We start from the raw sequence: 19,073 nt of genomic DNA, 5'->3' as shown, positions 1-19,073 counted from the left end.
GAGAAGATCCTGCAGATCGGGAGGAGCGTCGCTCTTCAGCAGTTGACCGACGGCGTCAGCGGCGCAATCTCGTGCGCGGCGATGGCTTCGAGCATGATGTCGCCGATCCGTGTGATGAATGTCGTCTGGTCGCCGAACGGGTAGAACGGGAAGGTGATCAGCAGCGAGATGGCGCCGTGGCCGACCGCCCACAGCATGGTAGCGATGGCGCGTGGATCGCCTTTGAGCCTGCCGGCGGCAACGCAGGCTTCGACCCTCGCGATCAGCACTTTCATCGCCGGGTTGCCGCTCTCCATTTCGGCGAAGGTCTTTCCGGCTGGCGGCCTGACTTTTTCGGTCATGAAGACGGTGCGGTATTCGTTGGGATTTTCCAGCCCAAAGGCGGCGTATTCGACAAGCACCGCCTTGAGCGCCTCGATCGGGTCGTCGGCCGTATGATTTGCGATGCGCCTGGCCAAGGTCTCGAAGGCATCCTCGGCCAGCGCGAACAGTATGTCCTGCTTGTCGGCGAAATAGGAATAGACCGACATCGGCGCATAGCCAACGCGCTCTGCGAGCTTGCGGATGGTGAGGCCGTCATAGCCTTCTTCCTGGACAAGCCTGTGCGCGGCGTCGACAAGTTCGGAACGCAGTTCGGCCTTTTGTTTTTCGCGGCGCTCCTGGACGCTCAGCTGCAACTTTCTACTGCCTTATGACTGATGGCTGGATGCAGCATATATACGCTGTACGGCGTCGGGCAAGGGTGGCACGAAGCAGAAGCTTGATTGTCGCAATACCCATGTAACCCGGCAATAAAGCCGGCAACATCGGACTGTTACAGACAAAGACTAATTCGCGGCTCTGCAAAAATTTCGTTTCGGGAGGCCGTTATGACCGGAACTGAGCTTTCGTCCGGCGTGCCGGACGTGGACCCGCTTTCCCATCGCGCCAGGATGGCGCTCAGGCGCGTCGTCATGGTCGCATGGCTGGCGATCGCGCTCGGCTTCGCCATGGAAGCTCTCATTCTGACCGTCAGATTTGCGGCAGGTGCCTACCCCGCGACGACGCAGGTTCTGATCGAACTGGCGCAAGGCGTGACCTGGTCGTTCTTCGTCTGCGCCGGCGTCAGCCTCGGCACGGCACTCACCAAGGTGCGAGCCTCGCTCGGCGGCTTGATCAGCGCGATTTCAGCGCCACTGGCGATGGGCATCGCCAAAGGGACGCAAAAGGTCATGGTCAGCGCGCTGGACGCGGCGGCAAAGCCGGCCATCCTGTCGCTCACGACGCTCGGTGTGCTGCGGGCGATCGAATACGGGCTGCTCGGCTGGATACTGGCGTCGCTGGCATCGAAGGAAGAACCGCGTCCGCTCCATTTCGCGCTGGCAGGCGCCCTGATAGGCGCGGTATTCGGCGGCGGCATCACGGTGCTGACCATTGAGACGGCCGCGGCAAATGACGCTGCTCTCGCACTGCAACAGGCGATCGCAACCGGCCTCAACGAGATCGTGTTTCCAATCGGTTGCTCACTGGTCGTCTACATTGCGCTGCAGGTCAGCCGCCATATGAAGTATGTCGCGGCCGAAGCCAAATAGATTTAGGTTCCCAGGCTTCGATGCCAGTCAAACCGCTTCCGGTTGGCGTTCGATCAGCGTCAGCGTCAGCCAGCGCGCGGTCAGCGCCGGTTTTTTCGAGCCCTCGATCTCGATCGTCACGTCGTGCGCCGTCTGCACCCAGCCGGACGGCCTGACCTTGACGTCGGCCAGCACGAAACGGGTGCGGATGCGCGAGCCGGTCTTCACCGGCGCCAGGAAGCGCAGCGAATCGAAGCCGTGATTGACGCCCATCTTGCTGTTTTCCAGCGGCGGCATGGTTTCGAAGGTCATCGCCGACAACAGCGAAAGCGACAGGAAGCCATGCGCGATGGTGCCGCCGAACGGCGTTTCGCGGCTGGCGCGTTCAGGATCGCAATGGATGAACTGATGGTCGTCGGTGGCATCGGCGAACTGGTCGATCATGCGCTGGGTGACGACCCGCCATGGCGACACGCCGACTTCCTTGCCGACGTTGGCCAGAAGCACATCGAGACTGATCGGTTCCACGCTGATGTCCTCCATCTTCACCCCGGCATTTCACTCGCCGGATGGCGTGCGTCTCATTCCTTGAACAATGTCAGCCCGTGTTGCACCGACTGCCCGCCATCGATCGGCAGGATAGCGCCGGTGACATAGCTGCCGGCACGGCTGCACAAATAGAGCGTTGCGCCGGCAATGTCATCCGGTGCGCCGATGCGGCCGATCGGAACATGGTTGCCGACATGTCTTGCCTGGTCCTCGGTGCCGGTGGCGAAGGCCGTCATGCGGCTCCGGAAAGGGCCAGGCGCAAAGGCGTTGACGGTGATGCGGCGGGCGGCGAACTCGATCGCCAGGATGCGCGTCAGGTGGTGAACCGCGGCCTTCGAGGCCGAGTAGGAGTAGGCATCTTCGGCCAAAGGCTGCGTGCCCATCACCGATCCGAGGTTGATCACCCGGGCTGGGTCGGCATCGCTGGCGGCGGCCTCGAGCAGAGGCAGCAATTCGCGCGTCAGGTGGAAGACCGCGGTGACATTGACGCCGAACACCTTGGCCCAGGCATGGTAGGGAAAGCTTTCCAGCGTCGCGCCCCAGGAGATGCCGGCATTGTTGACCAGGATATGCAGCCGCTCGGTCCGCGCCCTGACCTCAGCCACAAGCGCCGCAATGCCGGCCTCGCTGGAGACGTCGCCGGCGAAACCCTCGGCCCGGCCGGGGGCGCCAAGCCCGTTCAGTTCGCCTGCAACCCCGACGCAATCCTCGCCCTTGCGCGAGGCGATCATCACGGTGGCGCCGGCCATGACCAGAGCGGTCGCCGCCATGCGGCCGATGCCGGTCGCGGCGCCGGTGACCAGCGCCGTCTTGCCGGCGACTGAGAACAGCTCGTCCAGATAGCTCATCGATTTCCTCCGCGCAGTTCACCGCTGTTTGACTGGTGGTTCAAGGAGCGGCTTCGCATCGACAAGGCTAGCCGAACTACGATGATCCTTGCCACGCCAAAAGTACCCGGACTGCGGCGATGGCACGGTTTGCGGCTGAAATGGTTAAGCCCGAACGGCAAGGTGGTCATTCGGCCGTGACATGGGTCGGATGAATGATGCAGCCGTGCCTCCAAGCGAGCACCTTGGCCCCAGCGGTTCATTTCGCGCGTAAAGCCGTGGACGGGAGCTATGCTTCCCCGGGGGAACTGTGGGTAAGAAACAACGCATCGTCCTGCTGGCAGCTGTTTTGGCGTCTGCCTTTGGCGTTTTGTTGCTGATCCTGATCCTGCAGATGGTCAGTTTTTTGGTTGACTAGGCACGGCCAGGAGCGTGCTTTTCCAAAAGCCTGCGCTACCGCAGGCTTTCCAGCTCGCGGATGCGTTTGGCGCCGTCGGTCTCGAGCTGCCTTGTGACGGCGCCGATCAGCGCTTCGGCAACGACGAAAAGGGCGGCGGATGAGTCCCAGGCCGAAGGCACGGCGGTGCGCCCGGCGATGACATGGCGGGCAAAGCGAGCGATCGGCGACAGCCACTGATCGGTAAACAGCACGATCTGCACGCCGCGCTGGTTGGCGGTCTCGGCAAAGCGGACGAGGCTGTCCTGATAGCGCCTGATGTCGAAGATCACCAGCACGTCTCGCTTGCCCATGTCGATCAGCCGGTCGCGCCAGACGCTTTCCTGGCCGGCGAGATGGAAGACGTTGGGTTTGATGATAGCAAGGTGGGCCGCCATATAGCGCGCCAGCGGATCGGTGAAGCGGCCGCCGATCAGGAATGTCTTGCCGCGCCGGTCGGCCAGCTTGGCGACGATGTCGGCAAGCTGCTTGTCCGAGAGATGCCGGAATGTCTCGCGCATATTGTCGAGCGTTGCCTCCAGCATCGGCGAGACGGCGCTGGCGCCCTGCGATGGCGGATTGAGCGTGCGCGAGGCCGGCGACTGCAATTGCGCCGCCAGCTCGTCTTGCAGCGTCGACTGGAATTCCGGATAGTTCTGGAAGCCGAGCCGGGCGACGAAACGCAGGATCGTCGGCGACGACACGCCGGCGGCAGCCGAGAATTCGGCGACCGTCTTCAGCCCGATCAGCGGATAGCTGGCGATCAGTGTTTGTGCAGCGCGCCGCTCGCCGGCCGGCATGGCGCCGATGCGGTCGGAGATCAGTTCGGCAATGCTGGAAACCATGTTTTCCCCCACCCTGGCCGTGCCGTTACCGCATTATTGAAATCGCGTTTGACAAAGCCGGCCAAACTGTATGAAATCATCCGCAGGGACGCAATGAGGCAAAATACGTAACATACGATACAGCGCTCCCCGGGGACAGCAGACAATGGAGACAGCACGGCCCGCCAGCCTTGCATCGCCTGAAACCGTAAGGGTGACGAACCCTGGCGGATCGAGCCCTTTCGTGCTGACCTGCGACCACGCCTCAAACTTCCTGCCACCGGAATTCGGAACGCTCGGCCTTGCCGCCGAGGATCTTTCCCGCCACATCGCCTGGGATCCCGGTGCCTTGCCGGTGGCGCGCCGCATGGCCGAGGCACTCGATGCGACGCTGGTCGAGACCTGCATCTCGCGGCTCGTTATCGACTGCAACCGGCCGCTCGACGCGCCGGACCTGATAGTGACGGTCAGCGCCAGCGAAAAAACCGTGGTCCCGGCCAACCAGGGACTTTCGGCCGACCAGCGGGAGGCGCGCATCGCGCTGGCGTGGCGACCGTTTCACGAGCGGATCGCGACGATCATCGACGAACGCCAGGCGGCCGGGCGGGAGACCAGGCTGGTCTCGATCCATTCCTTCACGCCGCTCTATAAAGGCAAAAGCCGGCCGTGGCACATCGGCATCATCCATGACGAGGACCGCCGGCTGGCGGCGCCGCTGATCGCGGCGCTGCAGCAGCTTGCCGGCGTCACCGTCGGCGTCAACGAACCCTATTCGCCGGCCGACCGGGTCTATTTCACGCTGGAGCGCCATGCGCGCTCCCGCGGGCTGCCTTGCGCGATGATCGAAGTCCGCAACGACGAGATCGCCGGCGCAGCCGGGCAGCGGAAATGGGCGGATTTGCTCGCGAGTATTTTTCTCAATCTGGAGCCCGAGGCGGCCAAGGCCTCCAGACCAAGCGCAGTCGGAAAGTCAGTTCAATCGGCCAGCTAAGAAACCAAAAGGGGACTAAAAATGGCAGCATCGGGCTACACTGAAGTTGACAAGGCGGAGGACGTAAAGGTCCTCCACAATATGGGCTATGCCCAGGAACTGGAGCGGCGCCTCAGTCGCTTTTCAAATTTCGCGGTCTCCTTTTCGATCATCTGCATCCTGTCCGGCGGCATCAACTCGCTGGCGCAGGCAACCTCCGGCTCCGGCGGCATCGGCATCGGCATTGGCTGGCTGGTCGGCTGTTTTGTTTCGCTGACCTTCGCTGTAGCGATGTCGCAGATCAGCTCGGCCTATCCGACCGCCGGCGGCCTCTATCATTGGGGCTCGATCCTCGGCAATCGCGGCACCGGCTGGGTGACGGCCTGGCTCAACCTGCTCGGGCTGATCACCGTGCTCGGCGCCATCAATGTCGGCACTTGGACGTTTTTCCTCGGCGCCTTCGGACCGGCGCTCGGCATCGAGGGTACGCTGACCAACCAGATGATCTTCCTGGTCATCATCACGGGCGCCCAGGCACTGATCAACCACCTCGGCATCAAGCTGACGGCCAAGCTGACCGACTTCTCGGGCTATCTGATCTTCTTCGGCTCGATCCTCATCGCGGTCGTCTGCCTGATCTCGGCCGAAACCTGGGATTTCAGCCGGCTGTTCACCTTCCACAATTATTCCGGCGATGCCGGCGCCGGCGTGTGGCCGTCGGTATCCAATGCCTGGGTGTTCGCGCTTGGCCTGCTGCTGCCGATCTATACGATCACCGGCTACGATGCGTCGGCGCATACTTCCGAGGAGACCATCAAGGCGGCGAGCTCCGTGCCGCGCGCCATGGTCATGTCGGTGATCTGGTCGGCCGTCTTCGGTTATCTGTTCCTCGCAGCCTTCGTGCTGATGATCCCGAACATGGACGATGCGGCCAAGCAGGGCTGGAACGTGTTCTTCTGGGCCTTCGACCAGCGCGTCAGCCCGGGCGTCAAGGAGTTCGTCTACCTCGTCGTCTTCCTGGCACAGCTGCTTTGCGGCCTCGCCACCGTCACCTCCGCTTCGCGTATGATCTTCGCCTTCTCGCGGGACGGCGGCCTGCCGGGTTCCTCGGCACTGGCCAAGGTCAGCCCGACCTACCGCACGCCGGTGGCGGCGATCTGGACGGCGTCGATCCTGTCCGTCCTGTTCGTCTGGGGCTCGACGCTGGTTTCAGTCGCAGGCACCTCGGCCTACACCATCGTCGTGTCGTGCACCGTCATCTTCCTGTTCCTCTCCTTCACCGTGCCGATCGTGCTCGGCATGCTGGCCTGGGGAACGCCGAAATGGGACAAGATGGGGCCGTGGAACATGGGGCGCGCCATTTTCATGCTGTTCGGCGTGCTTTCGATCCTGTCGATGCTCCTGATCTTCGTCATCGGCATCCAGCCGCCGAACGACTGGGCGCTCTACATCACCGTCGGCTTCTTCATCCTGACGGCGATCGTCTGGTTTGCCTTCGAGCGCAACCGCTTCCAGGGCCCGCCGCTCGGCGACATCATCGCGGCGCGCCAGGCAGCGATCAAGGCTGCGGAACAGGCCGTCGGCGAAACCGGCCACTGAGGCAAGTCCTCCAACTATGGCCGGCGCTTTGCCGGCCATAGCTTCCCACATCTTCAAAGTGGCCTTTTTACAGGTCCGAAACGACAAGCGCTGGAGTGCCAAAGGAATGGCCGGAAATTTCTCCTTCGATCAGTTGAAGCAAGCGGTCTCCAGCGGAGAGGTCGACACCGTGCTGGCCTGCATCGTCGACATGCAGGGACGGCTTGCGGGAAAGCGGTTCCTGGCCCGGTATTTCGTCGATTCCGCGCATGACGAGACGCATGGCTGCAACTACCTGCTGGCCGCCGACATCGATATGGAACCGGTGCCCGGCTACAAGGCGGCGAGCTGGTCGAAGGGCTATGGCGATTTCGTCATGAAGCCGGACCTTGCGACGCTGCGGCGGATCCCCTGGCTGGAGAAGACAGCGCTGGTGATCTGCGACGTGCTCGACCACCATACCCATGACGACCTGGCGCATTCGCCGCGCGCCATGCTGAAGAAGCAGGTCAAGCGGCTGCAGGAACGCGGCTATATCGGCTATTTCGCTTCCGAGCTCGAATTCTATCTGTTCAGCGAAACCTACGATTCCGCCCGCAAGAAGCACTGGCAGGGCCTCGAGACGGCATCGCCCTACATCGGCGATTACCAGATCGGCATCACCACCAAGGAAGAAGGCGTCATGCGCCGGCTGCGCAACGAGATGGAAGCGGCCGGCATCCCGATCGAGAATTCGAAGGGCGAGTGGGGGCCAGGCCAGGAAGAGATCAATGTCCGCTACGCCGAGGCGCTCGACATGGCCGACCGCCACGTGATCCTGAAGAACGGCGCCAAGGAAATCGCCGAGTCCGAAGGCAAGGCGATCTCGTTCATGGCCAAGTACAATTACGGGCTCGCCGGCAATTCCAGCCACATCCATAATTCGCTGTGGAGCGCCGACGGCAAGACGCCATTGTTCTACGACAAAAATGCCGAGTGGACGCTGTCGACACTCGGCCAGCAATGGGCGGCCGGCCAGCTCAAATATGCCAAGGAATTCACCTGGTTCCTGGCGCCCTACATCAATTCCTACAAGCGCTTCCAGGCCGGCACGTTTGCGCCGACCAAGATCATGTGGAGCGAGGACAACCGCACCGCCGGTTTCCGTCTTTGCGGCGAGGGCACCAAGGGCATCCGCATGGAATGCCGCATCGGCGGCGCCGACCTTAATCCTTATCTCGCCTTCGCGGCACTGATCGCAGCCGGCCTTGCCGGCATCGATGAAAAGCTTGAACTGCAGAAGCCCTTCGTCGGCGACGCCTACCAGGCCTCGCAGCTGCCTGAAATTCCAAAGACACTGCGCGACGCCACCGCAACGCTGGCGGAATCGAAGATGCTGAGGCACGCGCTCGGCGACGATGTGCTGGAGCATTACATCCACACGGCACACTGGGAACAGTTCGAGTACGACCGCCGGATTACGGACTGGGAACTGCACAGGGGTTTCGAGCGGTATTGAATGGATGGCAATGTCGGCGCCGCCCGCCCCTCACCTTTACCCTCTCGTGAAGAACGGGGAGAGGGGGTCGCCAGCGCTGGAGCTTGTCCCTTCTCCGTCACTATAGGCGGAAAGGTGCCGGCAGGCGGATGAGGGCGGCGTGACCAACGATAATTATTGTAGAATGCGAGGACCCAAGGCATGACCGAAACGGTCAAGATAAAATCCCCTGTCGACGGTTCGATCTATGCCGAACGGCCTCTGGCGACGGACCAGGCGATCGGTGCCGCAGTTGAGCGTGCCAAGGCGGCGCAGGAGAAGTGGGCTGAAACGCCGGTCGTCGAGCGCGGCAAATACATGCTTGCCATGCTTGAAGCGCTGGTCGCCATGACCAGCGAGATCGTGCCGGAGATCGCCTGGCAGATGGGCAGGCCGGTGCGCTATGGCGGCGAGTTCGGCGGCGTCAGGGAACGTGTCAGCTACATGGTCGAGATCGCCGAGGCGGCCTTGAAGCCGGTCATGGCCTCCAACCCGAAGGACGGCTTTCGCCGTTATGTGAAGAAGGTGCCACTCGGCGTGGTCATGGTGATCGCGCCATGGAACTATCCCTATCTCACCGCCGTCAACACCATCGTCCCGGCGCTGATGGCGGGCAGCGCCGTCATCCTCAAGCACGCGGCGCAGACATTGTTGGTCGGCGAACGTTTTCAGCAGGCGTTCGACACAGCAGGCCTGCCCAAGGGCCTGTTCCAGAACCTTGTCATGAACCACGCGCAGACCGAAAGGCTGCTCGGCTCCGGCAAGATCGACCATGTCAACTTCACCGGCTCGGTCGGCGGCGGCCGTGCCATCGAAACGGCGGCCGCGGGCACCTTCATGACGCTCGGCCTCGAACTCGGCGGCAAGGATCCGGCCTATGTGCTGCCGGACGCCAAGATGGACCATGCCGTTGCCAACCTGGTCGACGGCGCCTTCTACAATTCCGGCCAGTGCTGCTGCGGCATCGAGCGCGTCTATGTCCACGAGAAGGTCTACGATGAATTCGTCGAGGGCTTCATTGCCGAGACCAGGAACTACGTCGTGGGCAATCCGCTCGACCAGGCGACCACCATGGGGCCGATGGCGCAGGCGCGCTTCGCCGACCTGATCCGCGAGCAGAAGGCCGAGGCGTTGCGCAAGGGCGCCAGGGCGCACATCAATATGAAGGTGACCAGCGACAGGCAGGGTTCGCCCTATCTGGCGCCGGAAGTGCTGACCCAGGTTGACCATCAGATGAGCGTCATGCGCGAGGAAAGCTTTGGGCCGATCGTCGGCATCATGAAGGTGCGCAACGACGAGGAGGCGATCGCGCTGATGAACGACAGCCCCTATGGGCTGACGGCTTCGATCTGGACGCGCGACATTGAGCATGCGGCGGCGATCGGCGACCGCGTCGAGACCGGCACCGTGTTCATGAACCGCTGCGACTATCTCGACCCGGCGCTGGTCTGGACCGGCGTCAAGGACACCGGCAAGGGCGCGGCACTGTCGGCCATCGGCTACGACAATCTGACCAGGCCGAAATCATACCATCTGCGCGAAGCCATCTGACTTTTCGAAAGACAAAAATGACAAAACTCGTTTCCAAATGGAATTACCCGACGACCGTCCGCTTCGGCGCCGGACGCATCAAGGAGCTGCCGGAGGTGCTGGCGGCGACCGGCATCAAGCGGCCGCTGTTCGTTACCGACCCGGGACTGGCCAAACTGCCGGTGGTGGCTTCGACGCTGAAAATACTGGACGATGCCAAGGTGCCGTATGGCGTGTTTTCCGAGGTCAAGCCGAACCCGGTCGATTCCAACCTGACCGCCGGCATTGCCGTTTTCAAGCAGGGCAAGCATGACGGCGTCATTGCCTTTGGCGGCGGCTCGGCGCTCGATCTCGGCAAGCTGATTGCCTTTCAGGCCGGGCAGACCCGGCCGGTCTGGGATTTCGAGGATGTCGGCGACTGGTGGACGCGCGCCGATGCCGATGCGATCGCGCCGATCATCGCGGTGCCGACCACCGCCGGCACCGGCTCGGAGGTCGGGCGCGCCGGCGTCATCACCAATGAGGCGACCCACACCAAGAAGGTCATCTTCCATCCAAAGCTTTTGCCGGCGATCGTCATTGCCGATCCGGAGCTGTCGGTGGGCATGCCCGGCTTCATCACCACTGGCACCGGCATGGATGCGCTTGCCCATTGCCTCGAAGCTTATTGTGCGCCGGGCTATCACCCGATGGCCGACGGCATCGCGGTGGAAGGCATCAGGCTGGTCTTCGAAAACCTGCCGAAAGCCTATGCCAACGGCACGGATCTGGTCGCCCGCGCCAACATGATGAGCGCGGCCGCCATGGGGGCCGCCGCCTTCCAGAAAGGGCTTGGCGCCATTCATTCGCTGTCGCATCCGATCGGCGCGCTCTACGACACCCACCACGGCATGACCAACGCCGTGTTCATGCCTTATGTGCTGGCCTTCAACCGCGAGGCGATCGAGCCGCGTATAGCCCGGCTCGCCGCCTATTGCGGCATCAAGGGCGGGTTCGACGGTTTTGCGAAGGCGATCATCAAGCTGCGCAAAGAGCTCAAGGTGCCGCATGCGCTGCCCGGCCTGATCAAGGGGCTCGACATGGACAAGAAGCGCAAGGGCCTGATCGCCGACATGGCGGTAGTCGACCCGACCGCCGGCGGCAACCCGGTCAAGCTGACCAAGAAGGCGGCGCTGACGCTGCTGGAAAATGCCATCGCCGGCGCCGTCTGAGACAACTTCCGCATTGGAAATCCACTTTGGAAAAGAGGCGAAGAAAGGGGGAAAGGATGAACGGCAAGGCCGAAACTAGTTAGCCGGAAAAATAGCCGCGTAGCGATTGCTACAGCCGGTTAAAAAGAGTTTACTTTTTCATACTGCAGGGCATCGCTTTCACAGAGCTTTCATCTGGCTGTCACACGAAAACGATACCGCATCGCAGGCGTCCAACGGCGTCAGTTCAACGGAGAGAACACATGTTCAAATTCACGGGAAAACTGCTTTCCCTTACGGCCGTCGCCCTGATGGCGACCTCTGCCATCTCGTCGGCCCAGTCCATGGATGAACTGGTCGCCGCAGCCAAGGCTGAAGGCCAGCTCACGACCATCGCGCTGCCGCATGACTGGTGCGGCTACGGCGCGGTCATCGACGGCTTCAAAGCAAAATATCCGGGCATCACCGTCAACGAGCTCAATCCCGATGCCGGCTCCGGCGACGAGGTCGAAGCGATCAAGGCCAACAAGGACAACAAGGGCCCGCAGGCGCCTGACGTCATCGACGTCGGCCTGAGCTTCGGCCCGACCGCAAAGAAGGATGGCCTGATCCAGGCTTATAAAGTATCGACCTGGGACTCGATCCCGGACAGCGCCAAGGATGCCGAAGGCTTTTGGACCGGCGACTATTACGGCGTGCTTTCGTTTCTGGTGAACAAGGACCTGGTCAAGGAAGCGCCGGCCGACTGGGCCGACCTGCTGAAGCCGGAATTTGCCAATACCGTGGCGCTCGCCGGTGACCCGCGTGCTTCGAACCAGGCCATCCAGGCCGTCTATGCCGCCGGCCTTTCCAGCGGTGCGGCCGCCGGCGAAGCCGCCGGCACGGCTGGTCTCGACTTCTTCAAGAAGCTCAACGCCGCCGGCAATTTCGTGCCGGTCATCGGCAAGCCCGCGACGCTTGCCCAAGGCCAGACGCCAATCCTGGTGACCTGGGATTATAACGCGCTTGCCGGCCGCGATACGCTGAAGGGCAATCCGCCGGTCGACGTCGTCGTGCCGAAGACCGGTGTCGTCGCCGGCGTCTATGTTCAGGCGATCAGCGCCTACGCGCCACACCCGAATGCTGCCAAGCTATGGCTGGAATATCTCTATTCCGACGAAGGCCAGATCGGCTGGCTGAAGGGCTATTGTCACCCGATCCGCTTCAACGATCTCGCCAAGAATGGCAAGCTCCCGGCTGACGTGATGGCCAAGCTGCCGCCGGCCGAGTCCTATGCGGCCGCGGTGTTCCCGACGCTCGACGAGCAGGGCAAGGCCAAGGAAGCCATCACCAAGAACTGGGATGCCGTCGTCGGCGCCAACGTCAAGTAAGACTTGAGATCAGTCGGGCGGCTTAGATCGCCGCCCGGCATACCTCCAGGACGGTAGCCGGCGCATGACCGATATCTCGTTGTCCGATCACGCTGTTGCCGGGAAGACCGCGCCTCCTGCCGACGCCCGCAGCATGAGGCTGCCGACACAATGGCTTGGCGTTGCGCCTTTCTTCATCTTCGCCATCATGTTCCTGATCCTGCCCACGCTCTATCTGATGCTGGGCGCATTCCGGAACGATGCCGGCGAATTCACTTTCGAAAACATAGCGGCCTTGGCGCAGCCGTCGATCGTTGCCGCCTACTGGATCTCAATCAAGGTCAGCCTCGCCTCGTCGCTGATCGGTGCTTTCGCGGGGCTTGCCATTGCCATCGCCATCGTGCGCGGCGGGCTGCCGGAATGGATACGCTCGGCGACACTGACCTTCTCCGGCGTGGCCTCCAATTTTGCCGGCGTGCCGCTGGCCTTCGCCTTTCTCGCGACGCTCGGCCGGCTCGGGCTCGCCACGGTGCTGCTCAACGTCTTGGTCGGCTTCAACATTTATGCCCATGGTTTCAACATTCTGTCGTTCTGGGGCCTGACACTGACCTATGTCTATTTCCAGATCCCGCTGATGGTGGTGATCATCGTGCCGGCGATCGACGGGCTGAAGAAGGAATGGGGCGAAGCGGCGGCAACGCTTGGCGCGACCCAGGCGCAGTTCTGGCGTATGGTCGTCATTCCGGTGATCTGGCCAAGCTTCCTCGGCACCGTCATCCTCTTGTTCGCCAACGCCTTCGGTGCCATCGCCACCGCTTACGCTCTGACCGGCTCCTCGCTTAACATCGTCCCTATCCTGCTCTACGCGCAGATCCGCGGTGACGTGCTGCACAATGCCCATCTCGGCTATGCCATCGCCTTCGGCATGATCGTCATCACCGGGCTTGCCAACGTCTTCTACATCTGGTTCCGGACGCGCTCGGAAAGGTGGCTTAAATGAAGAGCGGACGTTTCTGGGCCTGGGTCGTCTTCGCGCTGGGCGCTGCCTACTTCTTCATTCCGCTTATCGCGACCGTGGAATTTTCCATGCGCATGCGGCGCGGCGCCTATTCCTTCGATGCGTACAAAGTCGTGTTTGGCGACCCCCGTTTCCAGGCGACCTTCGGCTATTCCGTACTCGCTGCTGTTTTCACCATCATTCTCGGCGTGCTGATCGTGGTGCCTACCGCTTATTGGATCCGTCTGCGGATGCCGCAGCTCAGGCCCGTCGTCGAGTTCATCACGCTGCTGCCGCTGGTCATTCCCGCCATCGTCATCGTCTTCGGCTACATTAGAATGTACGGGTCGAACTCACCGCTGCCGTTCCTGGGCAGCGAGACAGGAGCCAATGCCTTGCTGGTCATCGGGTATGCGACACTGGCGCTGCCCTATATGTATCGCGCCGTCGACACCGGACTTCGCACGATCGACGTGCGGACACTGACCGAGGCGGCGCAGATTCTCGGCGCCGGCTGGGGCACGATCATCACCCGGGTCATCCTGCCCAATGTGCTGATCGCGGTGCTGTCGGGCGCCTTCCTGACCTTCGCCATCGTGATAGGCGAATTCACCATGGCCAGCCTGCTCAACCGGCCTGCCTTCGGACCCTATCTGCAGAACGTCGGCGCCAACCGGGCCTACGAGCCGGCGGCGCTTGCCATCATCGCCTTCGCCATCACCTGGGGCTGCATGTCGCTGATCCAGATCCTGTCGCGTTTCGCGCCGCGATCGGCGAACCGTCCGAACTGACCCGAAGGAAAAAGCCATGACCGAGCCCTTCCTCTCAATCCAGCATGTGCGAAAATCCTTCGGCCCCATCACCGTGGTGCAGGATTTCAACCTCGACGTCGAGCCGGGCGAATTCGTCTCTTTCCTTGGGCCATCGGGCTGCGGCAAGACGACGGTGCTCCGCATGGTCGCTGGTTTCGAAGAGCCGTCCGCCGGCAAGATCGTCGTGGCCGGCAAGGACATCACCCGGCTGAAGCCCAACCAGCGCAATGTCGGCATGGTGTTCCAGGCCTATGCGCTGTTTCCGAACCTCACCGTGGCGCAGAATATCGGCTTCGGGCTGAAGGTCGCCGGCATGCCAAAGGCCGATGCCGACAGGCGCATTGCCGAAATGCTCGATATCATCAAGCTGCCGCAGATGGGCGACCGCTATCCCTATCAGCTTTCCGGCGGCCAGCAGCAGCGCATCGCGCTGGCGCGGGCAATTGCGCCGAAGCCGAAGCTGTTGCTGCTCGATGAGCCGCTATCGGCGCTTGACGCGAAGGTGCGCGTGTCGCTGCGCGAGGAAATCCGCTCGATCCAGAAGAAGCTCGGCATCACCACCATCTTCGTCACCCACGACCAGGAAGAGGCGCTGTCGATCTCCGACCGCATTGCCGTCATGTATGGCGGCAAGGCCGAGCAAGTAGGCACGCCGTTCGAGATCTACAACCGGCCGGCAACCAAATTCGTTGCCAATTTCGTCGGCACGCTGAACGTGCTTGAAGGCACGGTCACAGACGCGGCTTCGGGCAAGGTGCGCGTCAATTCGCAAGAGGTTTCGCTCAAGGGCAAGCTCAACGGCTCGAAATCCGGCGACACGCTGTCGTTGGCACTGCGTCCGGAAGCGATTTCGCTGGGGCGCCACCCCGGCCGCGACTCCAGCCTTTCGGGCGAAATCGCCGAAGTGCATTTCCTCGGCTCGGTCATCCGGGTGCGCGTCGGCATCGGCGGCGCCACGGTCTCGCTCGACACGTTCAACAGCCCGGCCACGCCGCCGCCGGCCGCCGGCGAAAAGGCCGAAATTTCGTTCTCGTCGGGCGACATGCTGGTGCTGCATTAGGGGAAGAGGGAATAGTGAATAGTGAGAATGCGCTTTACGCGCCAAATTCCTCTACACGCAGCCATTCACCATTCACCATTCACCACTCACCATTCACCAGCAGCCAAAGGCGCGGCCGTTTTTGCAGTGCCAATCGCCCGGCTTCACCGCTACGATAAGGCATGGCGCTTTTTGAACTCACCCTTGTCCTGCTTCTCATCGCGGTCGCCCTGACCGCGCTGTCGCGGCACCTGCAGATTCCCTATCCTTCATTGTTGGCGCTGGCCGGCGCTGGCATCGCCTTCTTGCCATTTGCACCGACTATCGAGATCGACCCGGAGTTGGCGCTTGCTTTGTTCATCGCGCCGGTTCTGCTCGACGCGGCCTACGACACGTCGCTGCGCGATCTCAACCGCTACAAGGTTTCGCTCATCCTGCTGGCGCTTGGCGCCGTCATCTTCACCACGGTGGCGGTCGCTCTGGTCGGCTGGACGATGGCACGCCTGCCCGTCGCCGCCGCCATAGCGCTTGGCGCGATTGTGGCGCCGCCCGATGCGGTGGCAGCGGCGGCCGTGCTCGGGCAGTTCAAGGTACCGCACCGCATCACCGCCATCCTGGAAGGCGAGAGCCTTCTCAATGACGCGACGGCACTGCTGATCTACCGAATGTCGGTTTCCGCAGCCGCCGGCTCTATCCTGTTGAGCAGTGCCATACCAATGATCCTGCTGTCGACGGTCGGCAGCCTTGCCGCAGGCTATGTGCTAGGCCGGTTGTCTCTCGCCATACTCGGTCGTATCGACGACCCGGCGAGCGGCACCGTGGTGCAATTCGCCTCAACCTTTGGCGTCTGGATCCTGGCCGACAGGATAGGGCTGTCCGCCATCATCACGATCGTCGTCTATGCCATGACGATCGCCCGTACATCGCCGCGCCGCATGCCGGCAAGGAATCGTGTCAGTTCCTACTCGGTCTGGGAGACGGCGGTGTTCGTGCTCAACGTCCTGGCCTTCGTCCTGATGGGCCTGCAAGCGCGATCGATTGTCGGTCGACTTGCCGAGCAAGGACAAAGCGAGGCGTTCGTCTTTGCCCTGGCGGTGCTGGCCATTGTCATCGTATCGCGGCTCGTCTGGGTGCTGGGCTGCGGCGCGATCCTCAGAGCGCTGGCACGTCTGGGCGACGAGGACAGGCGGAAGGACGCACCGACATTTCGCGGCGGCGTGCTTATCGGCTGGTGCGGCATGCGCGGTCTGGTGACGCTTGCGGCAGCCTTCGCCTTGCCGGCCGACTTTCCGGGCCGTGATCCGATCGTGCTCGCCGCTTTCACGGTCGTGCTCGGCACGCTGGTGCTGCAAGGCGTCAGCCTGAAGCCGTTGCTCAGTGTGCTCAATCTCAAGCCCGACCAGACGGTCGACCGGGAGGTGGCGCAGGCGCGCGTCGCCATCATGCAGGCTGCGCTCGACGTGCTCAGCGGCAAGACGTCGAGCGCCGCGGGGGCGGTGCGCGAGCAATATGCCGCCCAGCGCGCCATTGCCGAGAACCCGGAGGATGCCCAGGCGGCGACCGAGTATGACAGGTTGCGTCTTTATGCCATCAAGAGCCAGCGCGATGCGCTGGAGCGCCTGCGCATCGACGGAACGATCGGCGACGAGGCCTACCACCGCCTCGAGGAAGAGATCGACTGGTCGGAACTGGCGGCATCCCCGCCCGGGCGGTTCCAGCCACTGACGACTTAGCATCTGGCCCAAGCTCCCTCCGTCCGGCTGCACATTGCAACCAATCCACCGAACGGCTACTGCCAGCAGGAAACTGAGCCGGATAAGCAATGAAGCTGGTCAGCTATAACATCCAGTACGGCTTCGGCGGCGATGGCCGCTACGATCTGGCGCGTTGCGCCAAGGTCGTCGCCGGCGCCGACATCATCGCCTTGCAGGAAGTCGAGCGGCACTGGTTACGCAGCAACGAGGACGACCAGCCGGAACTTCTTTCGCGATTGCTGCCCGACTACCATTGGGTCTACGGCCCGGCCTTCGACATGGATGCCAGCCAGCGGCGTGACGGCCGCATCGTCAACCGGCGGCGGCAATTCGGCACCATGGTTCTGTCGAAGCTGCCGATCGTCTGGTCGCGGCTGCACACGCTGCCGCTCAGGCGCACGCTGCGGCCGCTCAACACCCGCAACACCGCACTTGAATGCATGATCCGCACCCCGGCCGGCCCGGTGCGGTTCTTTTCGCTGCATCTGGCGCATATCGCGGCCGAGGAGCGGCTGGAGCAGATCGACTATTTGCTGGCCGAGCATCGCCGCACGCCGTCCGAGGGCGGCCCATGGAGCGGCGCCGACGACGAGCCGGCGCGCAACTGGAGCAATGGCGAACAGGAGCCAGAAAACCCCGTAGCGGCGATCTGGTTGGGCGACTTCAACATGGAGCCCGGTAGCGCCGAGTACCGCCGCATCGTCGGCAGCGCGCCCTATCATCGCGGTGCCGCCTATCTCGACGGTTTTGTCGATGCCGCCGCCGTCGCCAGCGAACCGACGTCGGACTTTCATACCCATGTGAAGACCATCGACGGCAGGATCGCAAAGCGCCGGCTCGACCATTGCTTCGTCGGCGGCATGTTTGCGGGGCGCGTGCGCTCGGTCAGCGCCGAAATCGGCCAAATCGCCTCCGATCATTTTCCGCTCTGGGTCGATATCGACCTGGAGACGCCTATCGCCATAGGGACGGGCGGCGGATGAACCGCCGATGAGCCTGTTTGTCTTTTTCGCGGTGCTCGCCGCCGCTTCCATGCATGCGATCTGGAATGCGCTGGTCAAGGTCCATCTCGACCGTTTCCTGTCGATAACGCTGATGACGCTCGGCATGGGTGCCGCCGCGCTGGTGACGTTGCCCTTCGTCGAGGTGCCGAAGCCGGAAGTGTGGCCATACATCCTCGCCTCGGTTGTCTTCCACATGGGCTACAGGACGTTCCTGATCGGCGCCTACAAGGCCGGCGATTTCGCCCAGACCTATCCGCTGGCGCGCGGCACCGCGCCCTTGCTGGCCGCTTTGGGGGGCGTTGTGGTGGTTGCCGAGATGCCGGCGCCGCTCGCCATTCTCGGCATTCTCTTGTTGTCGGCGGGCACGCTGGTGCTGTCGTTTCGCGGCGGCGCGCATCTGGAGAAATTGAACCTGCGCGCTGTCGGTTTCGCGTTGGGCACATCGATCTTCATCGCCAGCTATACGCTGTCGGACGGCAGCGGCGCGCGGCTGGCCGCCACCGCATCGAGCTATGCGGCCTGGCTGTTCGTCTGCGATGCGCTGTGGGCGCTGGTGCTTTGCGTCGTCTTTCGCGGCCCACAGGCACTGCCGGTGCTGGCGCGCGACTGGAAGGCAGGAATCTATACCGGCGTGCTCAGTGGCGGCGCCTACTGGATCGTGATGTGGGCGATGACCAAGGCGCCGATCGCCTCGGTGGCGTCGCTGCGCGAAACATCGATCCTGTTCGCCATGATGATCTCGGTGTTCGCGCTCGGCGAGAAGATGACGGCATGGCGGGGTGCCGCGGTGCTCAGCATCGTTGCCGGCGTGGTTGCGCTGAGAATGGGATAATCACGCGATCTCCAGGTCAAACACCATCAGCCCGTCCGTGCCGCCTTCGAGCGCCGCCACCAGCCGGGCGCCGGCTCGCCGATGCGCTTCATGCTCCAGATAGGCATCGCGTGCGGCGGCATCGCGAAAGTCGATGGTGAAGCCGTGCGTGAAGCCGCGGGCGAAGGGTTCGGGGCTGGTGTTGGCGCTGAATTCGACCTTGCCCATACCGTCGATCACCGACCGCAACGCTTCGAGATCGGCATGGATCGCCGCCCGCTCGGCGTTAGCGACATCGTTGCGGAATCGGACGAAAACACAGTGCCGGATCATTCCT

General features: G+C 62.8%; 18 protein-coding genes. 13 read left to right on the top strand and 5 right to left on the bottom strand.

What is annotated here, in order from left to right; genetic code table 11:
* Positions 1-35: 35 nt before the first annotated feature.
* Positions 36-677, bottom strand: coding sequence for a TetR/AcrR family transcriptional regulator (locus tag NKJ35_RS13700; protein WP_352647673.1), 642 nt, complete (start codon positions 675-677; stop codon positions 36-38).
* Between the two features lie 192 nt (positions 678-869).
* Between NKJ35_RS13700 and NKJ35_RS13695 the strand changes: the two genes are divergently transcribed.
* On the top strand, positions 870-1,571 hold the full coding sequence (locus NKJ35_RS13695; protein WP_352647671.1) for a hypothetical protein: 702 nt from the start codon (positions 870-872) through the stop codon (positions 1,569-1,571).
* 27 nt (positions 1,572-1,598) lie between these two features.
* Here the strand turns inward: NKJ35_RS13695 and NKJ35_RS13690 are convergent, their stop codons facing one another.
* The 3 genes from NKJ35_RS13690 to NKJ35_RS13680 all read right to left on the bottom strand — a co-directional run bounded on the left by NKJ35_RS13690 (position 1,599) and on the right by NKJ35_RS13680 (position 4,207).
* Positions 1,599-2,093 (bottom strand): MaoC family dehydratase, encoded by a 495-nt coding sequence (locus tag NKJ35_RS13690; protein ID WP_031211357.1) that lies wholly within the window; start codon positions 2,091-2,093, stop codon positions 1,599-1,601.
* A 38-nt stretch (positions 2,094-2,131) separates the two neighbouring features.
* Positions 2,132-2,947, bottom strand: coding sequence for an SDR family oxidoreductase (locus tag NKJ35_RS13685; RefSeq protein WP_352647669.1), 816 nt, complete (start codon positions 2,945-2,947; stop codon positions 2,132-2,134).
* 432 nt (positions 2,948-3,379) lie between these two features.
* Complete coding sequence (locus NKJ35_RS13680) at positions 3,380-4,207, bottom strand: MurR/RpiR family transcriptional regulator (protein ID WP_352647667.1); 828 nt, start codon at positions 4,205-4,207, stop codon at positions 3,380-3,382.
* A gap of 145 nt (positions 4,208-4,352) precedes the next feature.
* On the opposite strand from NKJ35_RS13680, the gene NKJ35_RS13675 reads away from it, so the two are divergent.
* The 12 genes from NKJ35_RS13675 to NKJ35_RS13620 all read left to right on the top strand — a co-directional run bounded on the left by NKJ35_RS13675 (position 4,353) and on the right by NKJ35_RS13620 (position 18,757).
* Complete coding sequence (locus tag NKJ35_RS13675) at positions 4,353-5,177, top strand: N-formylglutamate amidohydrolase (protein ID WP_352647664.1); 825 nt, start codon at positions 4,353-4,355, stop codon at positions 5,175-5,177.
* A gap of 21 nt (positions 5,178-5,198) precedes the next feature.
* Complete coding sequence (locus tag NKJ35_RS13670) at positions 5,199-6,755, top strand: amino acid permease (protein ID WP_254816891.1); 1,557 nt, start codon at positions 5,199-5,201, stop codon at positions 6,753-6,755.
* Between the two features lie 106 nt (positions 6,756-6,861).
* A complete protein-coding gene (locus NKJ35_RS13665; RefSeq protein ID WP_254816892.1) occupies positions 6,862-8,232 on the top strand; it encodes a glutamine synthetase family protein in 1,371 nt (456 codons plus the stop codon).
* 180 nt (positions 8,233-8,412) lie between these two features.
* Positions 8,413-9,801, top strand: a complete 1,389-nt coding sequence (locus NKJ35_RS13660; RefSeq protein WP_352647661.1) for an aldehyde dehydrogenase family protein — start codon at positions 8,413-8,415, stop codon at positions 9,799-9,801.
* 17 nt (positions 9,802-9,818) lie between these two features.
* Positions 9,819-10,991: an iron-containing alcohol dehydrogenase gene (locus tag NKJ35_RS13655; protein ID WP_352647659.1), complete on the top strand. Its 1,173-nt coding sequence runs from the start codon at positions 9,819-9,821 to the stop codon at positions 10,989-10,991.
* A 242-nt stretch (positions 10,992-11,233) separates the two neighbouring features.
* The gene (locus NKJ35_RS13650; RefSeq protein ID WP_352647657.1) at positions 11,234-12,340 is read left to right on the top strand and encodes an ABC transporter substrate-binding protein; all 1,107 of its coding nucleotides are present in this window, start codon (positions 11,234-11,236) and stop codon (positions 12,338-12,340) included.
* A 64-nt stretch (positions 12,341-12,404) separates the two neighbouring features.
* On the top strand, positions 12,405-13,319 hold the full coding sequence (locus NKJ35_RS13645) for an ABC transporter permease (protein ID WP_023675356.1): 915 nt from the start codon (positions 12,405-12,407) through the stop codon (positions 13,317-13,319).
* A complete protein-coding gene (locus tag NKJ35_RS13640; protein WP_352478173.1) occupies positions 13,316-14,107 on the top strand; it encodes an ABC transporter permease in 792 nt (263 codons plus the stop codon). The genes NKJ35_RS13645 and NKJ35_RS13640 overlap by 4 nt, the downstream gene beginning before the upstream one ends.
* A 16-nt stretch (positions 14,108-14,123) precedes the next feature.
* Positions 14,124-15,188, top strand: coding sequence for an ABC transporter ATP-binding protein (locus NKJ35_RS13635; protein WP_352647655.1), 1,065 nt, complete (start codon positions 14,124-14,126; stop codon positions 15,186-15,188).
* 161 nt (positions 15,189-15,349) lie between these two features.
* Positions 15,350-16,900 carry a cation:proton antiporter gene (locus NKJ35_RS13630; RefSeq protein WP_352647653.1) on the top strand — a complete coding sequence of 517 codons (1,551 nt, stop codon included), beginning with the start codon at positions 15,350-15,352 and terminating at the stop codon, positions 16,898-16,900.
* 89 nt (positions 16,901-16,989) lie between these two features.
* Complete coding sequence (locus tag NKJ35_RS13625) at positions 16,990-17,904, top strand: endonuclease/exonuclease/phosphatase family protein (protein ID WP_352647650.1); 915 nt, start codon at positions 16,990-16,992, stop codon at positions 17,902-17,904.
* 7 nt (positions 17,905-17,911) lie between these two features.
* Positions 17,912-18,757 carry an EamA family transporter gene (locus NKJ35_RS13620; RefSeq protein ID WP_023675361.1) on the top strand — a complete coding sequence of 282 codons (846 nt, stop codon included), beginning with the start codon at positions 17,912-17,914 and terminating at the stop codon, positions 18,755-18,757.
* On the opposite strand, the gene NKJ35_RS13615 is transcribed toward NKJ35_RS13620, so the two are convergent.
* The gene (locus NKJ35_RS13615; protein ID WP_352647648.1) at positions 18,758-19,069 is read right to left on the bottom strand and encodes a Dabb family protein; all 312 of its coding nucleotides are present in this window, start codon (positions 19,067-19,069) and stop codon (positions 18,758-18,760) included. It abuts the gene before it with no gap.
* Between the last annotated feature and the right edge of the window lie 4 nt (positions 19,070-19,073).

The sequence above is a fragment of the Mesorhizobium sp. M0136 genome, from assembly GCF_040322515.1.
In the GTDB taxonomy this organism is placed as follows: domain Bacteria; phylum Pseudomonadota; class Alphaproteobacteria; order Rhizobiales; family Rhizobiaceae; genus Mesorhizobium.
The sequence above is the reverse complement of the archived record's forward strand: the minus strand, read 5'-3'. Positions and strand labels throughout refer to the sequence as shown.